This is a genomic window from Streptomyces sp. R28 (assembly GCF_041052385.1).
Taxonomy (GTDB): domain Bacteria; phylum Actinomycetota; class Actinomycetes; order Streptomycetales; family Streptomycetaceae; genus Streptomyces.
The window spans coordinates 5,626,474-5,641,073 of record NZ_CP163439.1; the positions used below are offsets into that span (position 1 = coordinate 5,626,474).

14 protein-coding genes are annotated in these 14,600 nt (G+C 70.1%); 6 read left to right on the forward strand and 8 right to left on the reverse strand.

Annotated features, from left to right (window positions below):
* Positions 1-26: 26 nt before the first annotated feature.
* Positions 27-1,136, reverse strand: coding sequence for a substrate-binding domain-containing protein (locus AB5J49_RS25075; RefSeq protein WP_369170899.1), 1,110 nt, complete (start codon positions 1,134-1,136; stop codon positions 27-29).
* Between the two features lie 123 nt (positions 1,137-1,259).
* A complete protein-coding gene (locus tag AB5J49_RS25080) occupies positions 1,260-1,739 on the reverse strand; it encodes a hypothetical protein (RefSeq protein ID WP_369170900.1) in 480 nt (159 codons plus the stop codon).
* Between the two features lie 133 nt (positions 1,740-1,872).
* On the opposite strand from AB5J49_RS25080, the gene AB5J49_RS25085 reads away from it, so the two are divergent.
* The 6 genes from AB5J49_RS25085 to AB5J49_RS25110 all read left to right on the forward strand — a co-directional run bounded on the left by AB5J49_RS25085 (position 1,873) and on the right by AB5J49_RS25110 (position 9,155).
* Entirely contained in the window at positions 1,873-3,123 is a 1,251-nt protein-coding gene (locus AB5J49_RS25085; protein WP_369170902.1) for a histidine kinase, read from the forward strand.
* The gene (locus AB5J49_RS25090; RefSeq protein ID WP_369170903.1) at positions 3,111-3,755 is read left to right on the forward strand and encodes a response regulator; all 645 of its coding nucleotides are present in this window, start codon (positions 3,111-3,113) and stop codon (positions 3,753-3,755) included. The genes AB5J49_RS25085 and AB5J49_RS25090 overlap by 13 nt, the downstream gene beginning before the upstream one ends.
* 357 nt (positions 3,756-4,112) lie before the next feature.
* Positions 4,113-5,153, forward strand: a complete 1,041-nt coding sequence (locus AB5J49_RS25095; protein WP_369170905.1) for an alpha/beta fold hydrolase — start codon at positions 4,113-4,115, stop codon at positions 5,151-5,153.
* A gap of 23 nt (positions 5,154-5,176) precedes the next feature.
* Positions 5,177-5,371: a hypothetical protein gene (locus AB5J49_RS25100; RefSeq protein ID WP_369170906.1), complete on the forward strand. Its 195-nt coding sequence runs from the start codon at positions 5,177-5,179 to the stop codon at positions 5,369-5,371.
* A gap of 51 nt (positions 5,372-5,422) precedes the next feature.
* Positions 5,423-5,983, forward strand: a complete 561-nt coding sequence (locus AB5J49_RS25105; protein ID WP_369170908.1) for an ABATE domain-containing protein — start codon at positions 5,423-5,425, stop codon at positions 5,981-5,983.
* A 160-nt stretch (positions 5,984-6,143) separates the two neighbouring features.
* Positions 6,144-9,155, forward strand: coding sequence for a hypothetical protein (locus AB5J49_RS25110; protein ID WP_369170909.1), 3,012 nt, complete (start codon positions 6,144-6,146; stop codon positions 9,153-9,155).
* A gap of 24 nt (positions 9,156-9,179) precedes the next feature.
* Here AB5J49_RS25110 and AB5J49_RS25115 read toward each other — a convergent pair whose 3' ends face one another.
* The 6 genes from AB5J49_RS25115 to AB5J49_RS25140 form a co-directional block, all read right to left on the reverse strand.
* Entirely contained in the window at positions 9,180-9,530 is a 351-nt protein-coding gene (locus tag AB5J49_RS25115; protein ID WP_369170910.1) for a helix-turn-helix domain-containing protein, read from the reverse strand.
* Between the two features lie 696 nt (positions 9,531-10,226).
* Positions 10,227-10,535, reverse strand: a complete 309-nt coding sequence (locus AB5J49_RS25120) for an SCO5918 family protein (RefSeq protein ID WP_369170912.1) — start codon at positions 10,533-10,535, stop codon at positions 10,227-10,229.
* 47 nt (positions 10,536-10,582) lie between these two features.
* Positions 10,583-10,843, reverse strand: a complete 261-nt coding sequence (locus tag AB5J49_RS25125; RefSeq protein ID WP_369175252.1) for a CBS domain-containing protein — start codon at positions 10,841-10,843, stop codon at positions 10,583-10,585.
* Positions 10,844-10,925: 82 nt separating this feature from the next.
* Positions 10,926-12,410, reverse strand: coding sequence for a DEAD/DEAH box helicase (locus tag AB5J49_RS25130; protein WP_369170914.1), 1,485 nt, complete (start codon positions 12,408-12,410; stop codon positions 10,926-10,928).
* 175 nt (positions 12,411-12,585) lie between these two features.
* Entirely contained in the window at positions 12,586-12,789 is a 204-nt protein-coding gene (locus AB5J49_RS25135) for a cold-shock protein (RefSeq protein ID WP_030342329.1), read from the reverse strand.
* Between the two features lie 419 nt (positions 12,790-13,208).
* Complete coding sequence (locus AB5J49_RS25140) at positions 13,209-14,411, reverse strand: Ig-like domain-containing protein (protein WP_369170915.1); 1,203 nt, start codon at positions 14,409-14,411, stop codon at positions 13,209-13,211.
* Positions 14,412-14,600 lie beyond the last annotated feature (189 nt).

A 14,600-nucleotide genomic window follows, 5' to 3' on the forward strand; every position in this document is an offset into this window, starting at 1 on the left:
GACTGGTGTGGCCGCCCGGTGGCACGTCAACCGGTGAGTCCGGCCTTCTCGCAGGCGGACGCGACCTTCGGGGTGCAGATCTGGCCGATGGTGTACACGCCGTCCTTGACCACGGTGTCCTTGATGTCGTCGACCATCACGGGGACGGGATCGAGCAACACGGCGGGGATGTTCTTGGTGGTGGCCGTGTCGACCGCGGTCCTGGCGATGTCGTCGAGCTTTTCGCCGCGGCCCAGGGCGACGGCCATCTCGGCGGCCGCGTCGGCCTCGGCCTTGAATGGCTTGTAGACACTCATGTACTGGTCGCCGCTGAGGATGTTCCGCACGGCCGCGAGGTCGGCGTCCTGGCCGGTGACAGGGGGCCACGGATCGATGCTGGAGGCCTTGAGGGCGGAGATGACGCCGGAGGCGAGACCGTCGTTGGCGGCGTACACGCCGTCGATGCCGTCCGCGCCCAGGGCGGCGATGGCGCGGACCATGTCGGCGTGGGCGCTCTCCTGCTTCCAGCCCTGGATGTCGTACGTCTTGCCGATCTCGACCTTGCCCTCGAGGGCGGACAGCGCGCCCTTCTTGAAGGCGACGTTGGTCGGGCTGGTCTGGGGACCGTTCATCATGACGATCCGGCGTTCGTCCGCCTTGTCGCCCAGGGCCTTGAGGAGTGCCTCGCCCTGGAGCTTGCCGACCCGTTCGTTGTCGAAGGAGACGTAGCCCGAGACCGGGCCCTCGACGAGGCCGTCGTAGGCGACGACCGGGATGCCCGCGTCGTGTGCCCTCTCGACCGCGGAGCGCAGGGATCGGAAGTTCACGGCGCTGAGGATCAGGACGTCGACGTCCTTGTTGATCAAGGTGTCCACCAGTTGCTGCTGGGTGGCCACGTCCCCCTCGGCGTTGCCGTACTCCACCGCGCAGTCCGCGCACAGTTCCTTGACCTTCTTCTCGATCAGGGGCTTGTCGAACTGCTCCCAGCGAGTCTGGACGATCTGGGAGAACAGCAGGCCGACCGTGAAGCCGCCGTCGCCGGAGGCGGCCGCGCCCGAGCCGGCGGACTCCCCGCCCGTGCCGCAGGCAGCCAGGGACACGGCCAGCGACAGTGCGGCGGCCGCGACGACGGCGGTACGACACCCATACGCCCTCACACGGGGACCTCCCTGGCGCTTCCGAGGAACCCCCTGACCGTCCACATCGGCCACTCATTGCCAGGATAGGCCTGGGCGGTGTCGCGGGCAGGACGGCCAGGACGATGACGGAGTGAGCCGGGCTCACGCTCGTCCGGCCTGCCCCCTTGCCGCCAGTACGACGCACACCACCGCCAGCGGCAGCTCCGCGCCGAGCGCCATCGCCGCCGCCGAGACCTGATCCACGCCCGGTGCCGCCGTCATCGTGTCGAACCAGGCGTCGACCACCAGCAGCGTGGCGGCGGCGGTGGCCGTGAGCGCGTACAGACGGTGGCCCCGTACGGCCAGCAGTCCCGTGGCGATCAGGCCCAGTGCCTCCGCGGCGTCCAGGCCGATCCAGACGGTGCGCCAGTTCGAGGCAACGGCGGTTCCGGGCAGACCGTTGGCCAACACGACCAGCCAGGGCAGCAGGGCCAGCCCGCTGGCGACCAGGACGTGTTCCATCCGGAACCGGCGGCGCACCCGCCCCCGCCGCACGGCCGACCCGCGCTCGACACCAGGTGATTGACGGGTGATCAGCGCGCTCATCAGCTCGGACTCCTCGCGTTCGGGGTTCTCCTTCATGGCCTTCAGCCTCGCCCGTGCGGCGATCACAGTCAGTAACGCAGGTGTCCGTTCCGGGGTGGCACCAACTACACCCCCAAGACGGACGCTTACGCCATGGGCCACCCCTGACCTCGACACTTACCGTTCCCCCATGCACATAACCGCCCGCCTGCGGCGCGTGATCCGGTGGCCGTTCCAGGGAGCCGGACGCCCGGCCGCGTTCCTCGCCACCGGGGTCCTGATCCAGTTCGCTGTCCTGGTCGTCATGGCTCTGCCCTGGATCCTCCTCGTCCCGGAGACGATGGCGGCGATCCTCCTCGCGGTCTTCGTCCCGCTCGCCGCCGTCGTGCCGGCCGGGCCGTTGCTGACCGAGGCGCAGCGCGGCCGCTTCCGTACCCGTCTCGGTGTGGACATCCCCTCGGCCTTCGGGGGAGCGCGTCCCCCGCTGCCCGAGTGGCTGCGTTCCCGGGCGGGCCGGCGGCAGCTCGGTTACCACCTGCTGTTCGGGCCGCTCCTGGCCCTCGCGGCGGTCGTCGTCCTTCTGGTGTGGGCCACGGCCGCCGTGGCCGCCTCGATCTACGTGTGGATCTGGCTGGTTCCGCCGGAGTGGCGCCTTGGCCAAGCCGGCTACACCACCTTGGCGGCATACATCACCGCCGCCGGAATCGCCCTGCTCTGCGCGGCATCCTGGCTGACCGGTGCCCTCACCGGGCTCGACACCCGCACCGCCACGGTCCGGCTCGGGCCCAGCCGTGAGGAGCAGTTGGCGCGCCGGGTCGAGGACCTGGCCGAGAGCCGGGCGGGCCTGGTGGACGCCGTCGACGCCGAACGGCGGCGCATCGAACGGGACTTGCACGACGGCGCCCAGCAGCGGCTGGTCTCGCTGGCGGTCAACCTCGGGCTGGCCAAGGCGACGCTGGGTGACCTGACCGAGGACGCCCGCCGGGTGATCGACGAGGCGCACCGGGAGGCGAAGGAGGCGATAGAGGAGTTGAACGATCTCGTGCGGGGGCTGCACCCGGCCGTTCTGGAGGACCGAGGCCTCGACGCCGCGATCTCGGGTATCGCGGCCCGGGTGCCCCTTCCGGTGGGGGTGACGGTGAACCTGCCGTCGCGGCCGTCGCCCGCGGTCGAGGCCGTCGCGTACTTCGTCGTCTCCGAAGCGCTGACGAACGTGGTGAAGCACGCGGAGGCGTCCCGGGCCGAGGTCACGGTGGAGTGCTCGGGCACGGCCCTGGTTCTCGTCGTCAGCGACGACGGCGTGGGCGGCGCCACGCCCGCCGGCGGTACCGGGCTGGCCGGGCTGGCCAAACGGGTCGCGTCGGTCGATGGCAGGCTGTCGGTCGACAGTCCCGTCGGGGGACCGACCGTCATGACCGTGGAGTTGCCGTGCGTGCCGTGATCGCCGAGGATTCCGTCCTGCTCCGGATCGGCGTGACCAAGGTCCTGGAGATGGCCGGCTTCGAGGTGGTCGCCGAAGTCGGTGACGCCGAGGCGCTGTTGGCGGCGGTGGAGGAACACCGGCCGGACATCGCCGTGGTGGATGTCCGGATGCCTCCCGGCTTCACGGACGAGGGGGTGCGGGCCGCGCTGGTCATCAGGCAGCAGTGGCCCGGGACGGCCGTACTGCTGCTCTCGCAGTACGTGGAGGAGCGGTACGCCGCCGATCTGCTGTCCGCCCACACGTCGGGGATCGGCTACCTGCTCAAGCAACGGGTCGCGGACGTCGAGGAGTTCGCCGACACCCTGCGGCAGGTGGCCGCGGGCGGCACCGCGCTGGACCCGCAGGTGGTGTCCCAACTGCTGATGCGCCGCCACAGCGACCCGCTGGACCGGCTCACCCCGCGCGAACGCGAGGTCCTGGAGCTGATGGCAGGCGGTCGGTCCAACGCCGGGATAGCCGCGCAGCTCGTGGTCAGCGAGAGCGCGGTGGCCAAACACATCAACAGCATCCTCGCCAAACTCGACCTGCCGAAGGCCGATGCGGACCACCGCCGGGTGCTCGCCGTTCTGCGCTTTCTCGGCGTGACCTGAGGACGTCGGACCGAGGCCTGCTCGCGATCAGGTGGGCGGCCTCGCGGCGCACGAGGTGGCGTGTCGTCCCGGCCAACTCCTCACCGTCGAGGACCGCCTCGTCCGGCAGCGACTGCGGTGCCGCCCAGCTCCTTCCGGAGCGCCAGAGCGTCCTCTTGCACCTTAATCACCTGTTCAGTAGGTGACTAGGTGTATGCAGTGCCAGTCCTAATCCGTCAATTTGGCGCCAAGGTCAGCACTTTTTGTACGGGCTTCCTTTCCTGTCATCCCATCGTCACCGCCTTGACCGGTGACGAACCGCGTGCCACAGTCAGTCATCGCACCGCCCGGTGCACGAGAAGGCGCGGAGGGGTTCGCATGATCAACAGGCGCAGCTTCAGCAAGGCCCTGGGTGTCGGCACGGGCGCGGCCGCCGTGTCACTGGCCGGTCTGCGGGCCGCGTCCGCGGCGTCGACCGTCCCCACGGTCACCCCCGGCGCACACGCCGCCTTCCCGCAGCTGAAGCAGATCAGGGCCGGCCTGCTCGACGTGGGCTACGCCGAGCTCGGCCCCGCCCACGGTCCCGTGGTCATCTGCCTGCACGGATGGCCCTACGACATCCACAGTTACGTCGACGTCGCCCCCCTGCTGGCCGAGCAGGGCTACCGCGTGATCGTCCCGTACCTCCGCGGCCACGGCACCACGCGCTTCCTCTCCGACCGGACGTTCCGCAACGCCCAGCAGTCGGCCATCGCCCTCGACGTCATCGCCCTGATGGACGCCCTGAAGATCGAGAGGGCCGTGCTGGCCGGCTTCGACTGGGGCTCACGCACCGCCGACATCGTCGCCGCGCTCTGGCCCGAACGCTGCAAGGCCCTGGTGTCGGTGAGCGGATACCTCGTCACCAACCTCGAAGCCAACCTGAAGCCGCTGTCGCCGCAGGCCGAACACGCTTGGTGGTACCAGTACTACTTCTCCACCGAGCGGGGCCGGCTCGCCATGGAGGACAAGACCCTGCGCCACGACCTGACCAGGCTCGTCTGGGACACCGTCTCCCCGACGTGGGACTTCGACGACGCCACGTTCGAGCGCACCGCGGCAGCCTTCGACAACCCCGACTACGCGGCGGTCGTCATCCACAACTACCGCTGGCGGCTCGGCCTCGCGGACGGGGAGCGCCGCTACGACGGGTTCGAGAAGCGGCTCGCCGCGCGGCCGGTCATCGAGGTGCCCACCCTCACGCTCGACGCCGAGCGGGATCCCTTCACCGCCCCGGGCGACGGCGCCTCGTACCGGGACAGGTTCACGGGCGCATACGAGCACCGCACCCTGCCGGGGATCGGCCACAACGTCCCCCAGGAGGCTCCAACGGCCTTCGCCCAGGCCGTCATCGACGTACATCACCTGCTGGACAAGTGACCCGGGAAGGGTGGAGTCTCATCATGGGAAGTCGGAACATCGCGGACGGCGCCTCGGTCGCACGCCGGGCCCGGTTCGGTGCCTTGCCCGAGCGTGTTCGCTACGAGGACATGGTCGAGGAGAAGGTGGCGGTGCCGAACGATCCGGCGCGGTACGCCCACGACGTCGAGGGATCGTGGAGGTCCTTCGCCTGTCTCGCCGCCGACCTGGGGCTGTGACGTGATCCGTAGTGGTTGCCCGGCGTGGCGGTCACCGGTCAGAATGGTGATGTGAACCTCGACCACATCTTCGTCTGCGGAAACCCGGCACTCGACTTCGCCGCAACGCTCCGAGCGCGCCGTTCGCTGCGCTTCGAGATGTTCGCGACACCGGACAGACTGAACGCATGGTACGTGGAGTCCGGCATCGTCGATGCGGTCTCCCCAGGTCAGGAGGCCGACGTGGAGCAGGCGACGACGGTCCGGGAAGCCGTCTACCGGCTGGTCACCGCCCGTCGGCTCGGAGAGGAGTACGACGGGGCGGCGCTGACTTTGGTGAACAACGCGGCACGCAAGCCGGCCGCCGTGCCGCAGCTCACCCCGTCGGGGCGGTGGACGCAGGCAACGCCCGAAGAAGCCCTCTCCATGGTGGCGCGCCACGCCATCGAGCTCCTGAGCGGGCCGGACGTCCCGCTGCTCAAGGAGTGCGGCAACCCGGAGTGCACCCGCACCTACATCGACCGCTCGCGGGGCATGCGCCGGCAGTGGTGCGGGATGGAGTCCTGCGGCAACAGGATCAAGGCAGCCGCGTACCGCGCCCGCAAGAAGACCGCGCCCGCAGCGGCCCATTGACCCGCCGCCCCTCTCGCCGGAGTGCGGCCGGATCACGAAATTCCGCCGCTTGGTGAGAGAAGTGCCCTGCTCGGTGAGAAAACGGAATCCGCCCGCTGTGCGGCAGCGGGTCTCCGTGCCATGATCCTCGCCCTGACGTTCGAGCAGAGATCGGGCTGCCATGCCTTCCCACAGACGCCGCTTCCTCGCTGTCCCGGTAGCCCTCACGGCGCTCGCCACAGCCCAGGCCGCCATCCCGGTCACGGCCCACGCCGCGCCGGTGACCGAGGTGTCGACCACGCTGCCCGCGCGGATGACCTCCGTGCCCGCCGCGGACGAGATATCCGGTTCCGGTCAGGCGGTCGTCTGGCGTCAGAAGACCTCCGCCGACACGCAGGCGCACGGCTGGCTCGCCGTCTCCGGAGGCACCCCCCAGGACCTCGGCCGACTTGCCGACACCAGCGAAGGGGTGAACGTCGACGCGGTGTCCGTGCAGGACGCGGTGGTGGCCGTCGCGACCTCCGCCAACCCGAACGGTGATCTCGCCGACCATGTCACGTTGCGCCACCTCGGCTCCGGTGACGAGGACGTTCTTCCGGTCGCCTACGACAGTTCGGGAGCCGCGAGGGACGAGCGTTACCGTGCGCAGGCAGGCGACGGCATCCTCGTCCAGCAGAGCTACGACACCGACGACTCCGCCCGTCGCGTACGCCTGCTGCTGCGCACCCCCGGCGGGGAGGACCGGACGCTGCTGTCCGACGACGCGCAGTACGAAGTCCTCGCCTCGGACGCACACGGCGCCCTGGTGCGCCTGCGGACCGCGCCCGGCTGGGACCACAGGATCGTGTACGTCGACTTCGCCACCGGCGCGACGGTCACCGTGGCGGAGCCCACGACCGACGAGCTGCCGCAGGGCCTGGAGTTCACCCCCAGCCATGTCGGGGTCATCGACGGCTCGACCCTGACCGAATGGCGGCGGTCGGCGCCCGGGGACGGCTCGTCCACCGTCACCCTGCCCGTCGGCGGGGCGCACTGGATCAGCGACGACACCCTCGCCTGGTACCACTTCGACTCGGCGGACGGAGGCATCTCCGAACTGTTCGCGATGGCCAGGGACGGCTCCACCGCGGCGAAGGACCTCGGCGGAACCTTCACCGACCTCTCGGTCGGCGACGACGGCAAGATGCGCGTGACGCTCTACCGGCCCGATGTGGACGCCGCGATCCAGACCCTCGCCGACGGCCGGGTGTCCACCGCCGCCGGCGACGCCACCACGATCCCCGCCGGCCCCGCCAGGCTGGACGCCCTGGCCCTGTCCCGTGGTGCGCTCTACACGGCCGACGACTCCTCCCGTCAGCAGGGCGTCCTGCTCCGCTCGAACCTGTCGGCCGGCCCGTCCGGGGCCTCGGCGAGCACGCCGTCCCGGGTACTGGCCTACTCCGACGGCCTGGTCCACCAGACCCTGGCCGCCGCCGGTGGACGCGTCCTGGTCCTGCAGGGCGGTCCGCCCGCGCTGGCCCACCTCCAGGTGTACGAGAACGGCAAGCTGGTCGGCACACAGCTGGACTCCTCCCACCCCTCGGACCTGAAGGTCGTGGACTTCGACGGTGAGCACGTCCTGCTGACGGACGGCACGACCCAGTCCGACGGCACTCTTCTCCTCGACACCATCGCCGACGACCACAGGCAGTGGGTGCCGGCCGGCTCCGCTCTCGACGGCGGCGCCGTCTATTCCCCGGTGCGCAACGGCGCCACGTCCACCTGGTCGATCCGCCGGACCGACCTGACCACCGGCACCGCCACCACGGTCGCCACCGTGAACTGCCTTCCCGGTGGCCTCCAGGTGCGCGGCTCCCGGATCCTGCTCACCACCTGCGGGGCCGCCTCCACCACCGGCCTGCTGCTCAAGGCGGGGAGCTCGACCGGCACCACCGTCGACGCCTCCGTCCACACGCCGATCCTCGGCACGGACGTGCTCTACACCTTCACCAAGTCCTCGGACGGCGGCTCCATCACGCTGAACGCCCAGCAGCTGGGCGGGACGGCGACCGCGGCACAGCCCCTGTTCGCCCTCCCCCAGAAGGCCGACTCCGCCGCCGCCGACCGGTGGGCGGTCGACCGTGACGCGCCCTGGGCAGCCTGGATGGACGACGCCGGCGTCACCCACGTGACCTGGGCGGGCGTACCCACCGCCGCCTCGGCCGCCGCCTCCACCGGCTTCAGCCCCAACGGCGACGGATCGTCCGACACCTGGACGCCGACCTGGACCTACAACCGGCCCGTGAGCTGGACGCTCACCCTCAAGTCCGGTACCACGCAGGTGCGTTCCCTGGCCGGTACGTCATCCGACGGCAAGGTCGCACCAGTGTGGAACGGCACGACGCAAACGGGCGGAGCGGCCGCCGAGGGCGCGTACACCTGGACGCTGACCGTGCGCGACACCGTCACCGGCCGGGCGGCAGCCGACGCCGGCGGCAAGGTGACCCTGCGCCGGGTGGTCCCCGTCGCCGCCGTCACCGCGCCGACCCTCGCGAGCAGCGCGGCGACGAGCGCCGCGGTGCCGGTCGCCTGGTCGGCGAAGACCGCGGGCGTGAAGTCGTACGACGTCGGCTGGCGCGTCACCACCCGTGACAGCGCGGGCGTGTGGAAGCTCGGGCCGCTGCACACGTGGCGCACCTCCACCACGGCCACCTCCGCGGTCTTCGGCAAAGCGGGCAGCCCCGTGACGCCCGGGCCCGGACTCACCTACCGGTTCTACGTCCGCGCCCACGACGACGCCGGCCAGACCGGCTCCTGGAGCAAGGCGGCGACCACCGGCATCCCGGTCGACGACCGTGCGACGGCACTGCACTACACGGGCACGTGGAAGTCGGTGGCGGCAACCTCCGCCTGGTCCGGCACCGAACGTACCTCCGCCACCAAGGGGGCGTACGTCTCCTTCTCGGCGGACGGCACCGAGCTGCGCATCGTGGCGACCCGGAAGTCGAACGGCGGGCGCTTCGCGGTCGTGGTGGACGGCAAGACGGTCGGCACGGTGAACACCTACGCCGCGAACACCGCCTACCGGCAGGTGGTGTTCACCTACACGCTCGGCACCACGATCACCGCCCACAACGTGCAGTTGCGGGTCCTCGCCGGCAGCACGCCCGCACGATCCACTGTCACCCTGGACGCCGTCATGGTCACCCGCTGAGCCGACCCGCTCGCGCCCGCGAGGTCAGCTCGAACCGGGACCCGAACTGTCGGACGTCGCGCTCGCGGCACGGCGGTACTCGGCGTTGATGCGCTGCGCTTCCTCGAGCTGGTCCTCGAGGATGACGATGCGGCAAGCAGCCTCGATCGGGGTTCCCCTGTCGACGAGCTCGCGGGCGCGAGCGGCCACCCGCAGTTGGTACCGGGAGTACCGGCGATGTCCGCCCTCCGAGCGCAGCGGAGTGATCAGACGAGCCTCACCGATGGCTCGGAGGAAGGCGGGGGTCGTGCCGAGCATTTCGGCGGCCCGGCCCATGGTGTACGCGGGGTAGTCGTCGTCGTCCAGACGATCGCCGAGCGGATTATCTGCTGCCATGTCACCTCGTTGTGCAACGCGTCGAGGGGCCCCGGTGCCGTACGGCACCAGGGCCCCGAAGGGAATTCAACACCATCTGTCGGCCCTCATGCTGTGCCGACCTTCTGTTTCCGCTACCCGGCCCGGCGAGGGCAGGGGTGCGGGGATCGCGGCTGCGTGACCGGGGACCACCATCCATTCCGGGGTCTTGCGGTACCCGGACCGAGCGCTTGTCGGGCCGGGCGATCCTGATGGCGTCTGCTCCTCCGTTCTTCCTCTGAGCCAATCACTGTGCTGAACGGGTACTGTGGTACTGCATCGGTGATGCTGACGGCAGCCCCTCGACCTGCGGGCTGCCCAGTGCGGCTCTCAGTCCCGTCACCGTTCCGCGAACACCTTGGCTTCGGAACTCCAGAGCCACACCGACCTGCGAACTTCAGCTACTGCTACCCGCCAGTTCGTGTCTGTCGGGTCTTGCTTGACCGTCTCAACGAGAAAAAGCGTAACCGTGCCAGGAGGCAATGTCTACTCTCGCAAGAACAGATTTTGGCGTTCGGGTGACACAGGCATCCTGAGGCCTGCGGGAGCGCGTGGAAGAGGTCCCGTCTCGGTCATCGCGGGCGGTGAGACGGCGATACGACGAAGAGGGCCCTGCCGACGCGCGTCGGCAGGGCCCTCTTCGGGCCTGTGCTGGCGGTTTCCCGCCGGGTCTCACATCTACGCGGAGACGGTGCCTCCGAGCAGCGCCGACGCGGTGAGGAGCGAGGTGGGGACGTCCACCGGCGCTGTCTGCGGGTGCTCGTGACAGGTGAAGCCGAGGCGGGTCAGGGCCCGCACGACCTCGCCGCTGGTGAAGTCGCGGCGGTCCTGTCGGGTGATGACCTGGCCCACTTGCTTGACCGGGTAGCGGCGGCGGCCGACGGTCACGGACTCACCCGTGACGATCTCGGGCCTGACGCCCTTCATCGAGGCCACCACCCCGTCCTTGGTCAGCTCGAACGGGTACCGGGCGATGACACAGCGCATGATGCCTCACAGGGATGAAGGGAGACGGGCTGAACGGGCGAGGTGGATCAGCGGGCGAGGGTGAGGACGTCCCGTAGACGGAGCCGGTCCGTGTAGGCGGAGCTGCGGCGCAGAACGGCGAGTCCGGCCAGGGTGATCAGGCCCGTGCTCTGCTCGTCCCCGTCGCACAGGATGAGGTGATCGACCCGGGCACCGGCCATGAGGGACAGCGCCACCTCGACCGTCATGTCGTCACAGACCCGAGGTCCGGACGCGTCCCTGCCGTCGATCACGGCCTTCAGGGAGGAATCCACTCCATGGTGCTGCATCTGAGCCGGCGTCATAGGTGCCTCCTGCTGGAAGGGGTGGAAGCCCGTGATGGGCAGGGACGGGCTGGTGCACGCGGCGGCTCTAGGCGGCCGAGTCGAAGCCGGTCCGGCGCGGTGCCCTGCGGCGCGCGGCTTCGCCGACGGGTCGGCCCTGGCCGGCCGGGCCCCGGCGTCCCCGACGGCCCCGGGACGAGGAAGACGCGCCGCGGGGACGCTCCGCCTCGGGCGCGGTGATGACGACCGGGACACCGGAAGGGGCCTGGGCGCCGGTGATGCGGCTGAGCTCGGCCTCGCCCGAACGCACCTGGGCGATCCGGGGGGTGATGCCCGCCGAAGCCATCAGCCGGCTCACCTCGCGACGCTGGTCACGGGTCACCAGGGTGACGACGCTGCCGGACTCGCCGGCACGGGCCGTACGGCCGCCGCGGTGCAGGTAGTCCTTGTGGTCGGTGGGCGGATCCACGTTGACGACCAGGTCGAGATTGTCGACGTGGATCCCGCGCGCCGCGACGTTGGTCGCCACCAGCACCGTCACATGCCCGCTCTTGAACTGGGCCAGGGTCCGGGTGCGCTGCGGCTGGGACTTGCCACCGTGCAGGGCCGCGGCGCGGACACCGCTGCTCAGCAGGTGCTTGGTCAGCCGGTCCACCGCGTGCTTGGTGTCCAGGAACATGATCACTCGGCCGTCCCGGGCCGCGATCTCGGTGGTCGTCTGATGCTTGTCCGCGTCGTGCACATGCAGCACGTGGTGCTCCATCGTGGTGACCGCGCCCGCCGACGGGTCGACGGAGTGGACCACGGGGTCGGTCAGGTAGCGCCGGACCAGCAGGTCGACGTTGCGGTCCAGGGTGGCCGAGAAGAGCATCCGCTGCCCGTCGGGACGCACCTGGTCGAGCAGGGCGGTGACCTGGGGCATGAAGCCCATGTCGGCCATCTGGTCGGCCTCGTCGAGGACCGTGATGGCGACGTCGTCGAGCCGGCAGTCGCCCCGGTCGATGAGGTCCTTGAGCCGTCCGGGCGTCGCGACGACCACCTCGGCCCCGGCGCGCAGCGCACCGGCCTGCCTGCCGATGGACATCCCGCCGACGACGGTGGCCAGGCGCAGGCTCACGGAGCGGGCGTACGGGGTGAGCGCGTCGGTGACCTGCTGGGCCAGCTCACGGGTCGGGACGAGAACGAGGGCGAGCGGCTGCCGCGGCTCGGCACGCCTGCCCGCCGTACGGGCCAGGAGGGCGAGGCCGAAAGCGAGGGTCTTGCCCGAGCCGGTGCGGCCACGGCCGAGTACGTCACGGCCGGCCAGGGAGTTCGGCAGGGTCGCCGCCTGGATCGGGAACGGTACGGTCACGCCCTCGTGGCCGAGCGTGGCCAACAGCCGTGCGGGCATGGCGAGATCGGCGAACGCCTCGACGGCGGGCAGCGCGGGCGTCACCGTCTTCGGCGGCGCGAACTCACCCTGAACGGTCTGTCGATTTCCGTAGGATTTGGAACGGCGCGGACCGCCGGAGCGGCCGGCGGCGGCCCCTCCACCGGAGCGGCCACGGGTGTGGGGTGTGCGCGTGCGATTCATGCGGAACCTTCCTTGATGCGGCGCGTATCAAGGAATTCCCGCAGCAGACAAGCGGCGCAGAGAATCGCGAGAACGAGCCAAAGACGATGGGTGCTGCGCCCTGAAATGCAGCGAGCTGGGGCCCGCACCCCAAGGTGCGGGCCCCAGCTGCGAAGTATGCGCGTCGGCGCCGGTATCAGGCGGGGACGATGTTCTCGGCCGTCGGGCCCTTCTGGCCCTGCGCGATGTCGAAGGACACCTTCTGGCCTTCCAGCAGCTCGCGGAAGCCCTGGGCGGCGATGTTCGAGTAGTGGGCGAAGACGTCGGGGCCGCCGCCGTCCTGCTCGATGAAGCCGAAGCCCTTTTCCGCGTTGAACCACTTCACGGTGCCAGTAGCCATGTCATTTCTCCTTCGGAGGCGTTTTCAGGAATTCACCGTGTGTGAATTCCGTGTCGCCGTGCTGATTAACCCGTCGGAAATGAACCTTCTGGCAACCACACCTGCAACTGAGATCGACAGTAGCACGGTGCGATCGGCCCTGCACGGTCGATAATTCCGCTCCGGTCGGCGGTCGAGGAATACTCGCCGGGCGCCGCGTCTAATTCTCATTTCACGGGCACAGATTTTGCCCTCCGTCGGTGCGGCCTTCCGGCCGCGCACTTCCGTCCACAGCCCTGTGACCTCCCCCTACGGGAGATGTGCCGCTGCCACCGGCGTCAACGGATGGCACGGCGGCGAACGCCCCCAAAGTCCACTACGGCGAGGAAGGTCACATTCCGTGAAGAGCGTGGCGGCCCGGCGGTGCCCGCCACCACCCGTCAGCGCAGCGCGCTCTTCTGCTGCCACTCGGTCCACGAGAGGTTCCACGCGCCGAAGCCGTTCCCGGGCGCGACCACGCCCTTGGTGTCCTTGCCGGTGATCTCGAACGGGTCGCCCGCCCGCACCTGCCCGTAGAACCAGGCCGCGTTCGCGTCGCTCATTCCTATGCAGCCGGAACTGTGGTTGGAGTTGCCGAAGTAGCGGGCGTTCCACGGGGCGGCGTGCGCGTACATGCCCGACCAGGTCAGCCGCATCGAGTAGTCGACCATCTTGTTGTAGGCGTCGGCGAGGCCCACCGTCTCGGAGTTCATGTTGATCGTGCCCTCCTTGGCCATGAGCACGGCGGTTCCGCGCCAGGAGCGCTTGTCACCGCCGGGCGTGCCGCCGGAGACCGGTATGCGCCGGACGGTCTCGCCGTCGCGGACGAGGGTGAGCCGGTGGCTGTCGAGGTCGACCTTGACGACCTGGCGGGCGCCGATGGTGAAGGTGGTCGTGTAGTCGCGTACGAACCAGCCGCCGTCCGCGCCCGAGTCGGTGCCGTTCAACTCGGCGTTCAACGTGACCTTGGTTCCGGGCTTCCAGTACGCCTTGGGCCGCCAGTCCACCCGGTCGCGGCCCGAGAAGTCGCGTATCCAGCCCCAGGAGCCCTCGGTGCCGTTCGAGGTGGTGATCTTGAGCTGCTTCTCGACCTCGGCCCGGTTCTTGACGGGAGAGTCGAAGACCAGGGAGATCGGCTGGGCGATGCCGACGGTGGCGCCGGCACCCGGTCGCCAGTCGACCTTGTTGACCTTGTCCGCCGGAGCCGTGGTGAAGGAAGCCTTGGTGCTCTTGGCGGTTCCGCCCTCGGTCCGGGTCGCCGCCGTCACCTTGTACGCCGCGCCGGGCACGGCCTTGCGGTCGGAGACCCACGACCGGCCGTCGGCGGCGACCTTGCCGGCGAGCCGGTGGCCCTCGGCGTCGGCGACGGTCACCGAGGTGAGCCTGCCGCCCGCGGCCGTGACCCGCACGGGCTCACCCGCCGGGACCCGTACTCCCGTGGGCGTGACGGTGACCGTGACAGGACGGTCGTCGGCGCTCGGCTTCACCTTGGTCTCCGGGGCGCCGGTCGAGCCGCTCGACGAGCAGGCGGCGAGCGGCGCCAGCAGGGCGGCCACGACGGCGGCCCGGACGCGGGCATGGACGAGTACACGGGTGCGCGACAACGGGACCTCCGGGAAGGACGAAACGGGGTGGACGATTCGGCGATGTCGTGACTGTAGAGCCGGAAAACCCGAGGTCAGCCGCTATGGAGCTATGTGACGGCGACTGGTGAGGAACGGTCATGGTCCGGTCACATTCGCCGCGCGGAGCGGTCATGGACCGCTGTGAGCCTCCTATGTGTCCCCGCGACG

What these genes read in the sequence shown, in the direction of transcription:
- AB5J49_RS25125 (WP_369175252.1), bottom strand. Translation starts at nt 10,843, where the DNA reads ATGCAGCACCATGGAGTGGATTCCTCCCTGAAGGCCGTGATCGACGGC.
- AB5J49_RS25100 (WP_369170906.1), top strand. Translation starts at nt 5,177, where the DNA reads ATGGGAAGTCGGAACATCGCGGACGGCGCCTCGGTCGCACGCCGGGCC.
- AB5J49_RS25120 (WP_369170912.1), bottom strand. Translation starts at nt 10,535, where the DNA reads ATGCGCTGTGTCATCGCCCGGTACCCGTTCGAGCTGACCAAGGACGGG.
- AB5J49_RS25110 (WP_369170909.1), top strand. Translation starts at nt 6,144, where the DNA reads ATGCCTTCCCACAGACGCCGCTTCCTCGCTGTCCCGGTAGCCCTCACG.
- AB5J49_RS25095 (WP_369170905.1), top strand. Translation starts at nt 4,113, where the DNA reads ATGATCAACAGGCGCAGCTTCAGCAAGGCCCTGGGTGTCGGCACGGGC.
- AB5J49_RS25135 (WP_030342329.1), bottom strand. Translation starts at nt 12,789, where the DNA reads ATGGCTACTGGCACCGTGAAGTGGTTCAACGCGGAAAAGGGCTTCGGC.
- AB5J49_RS25115 (WP_369170910.1), bottom strand. Translation starts at nt 9,530, where the DNA reads ATGGCAGCAGATAATCCGCTCGGCGATCGTCTGGACGACGACGACTAC.
- AB5J49_RS25080 (WP_369170900.1), bottom strand. Translation starts at nt 1,739, where the DNA reads ATGAAGGAGAACCCCGAACGCGAGGAGTCCGAGCTGATGAGCGCGCTG.
- AB5J49_RS25130 (WP_369170914.1), bottom strand. Translation starts at nt 12,410, where the DNA reads ATGAATCGCACGCGCACACCCCACACCCGTGGCCGCTCCGGTGGAGGG.
- AB5J49_RS25085 (WP_369170902.1), top strand. Translation starts at nt 1,873, where the DNA reads ATGCACATAACCGCCCGCCTGCGGCGCGTGATCCGGTGGCCGTTCCAG.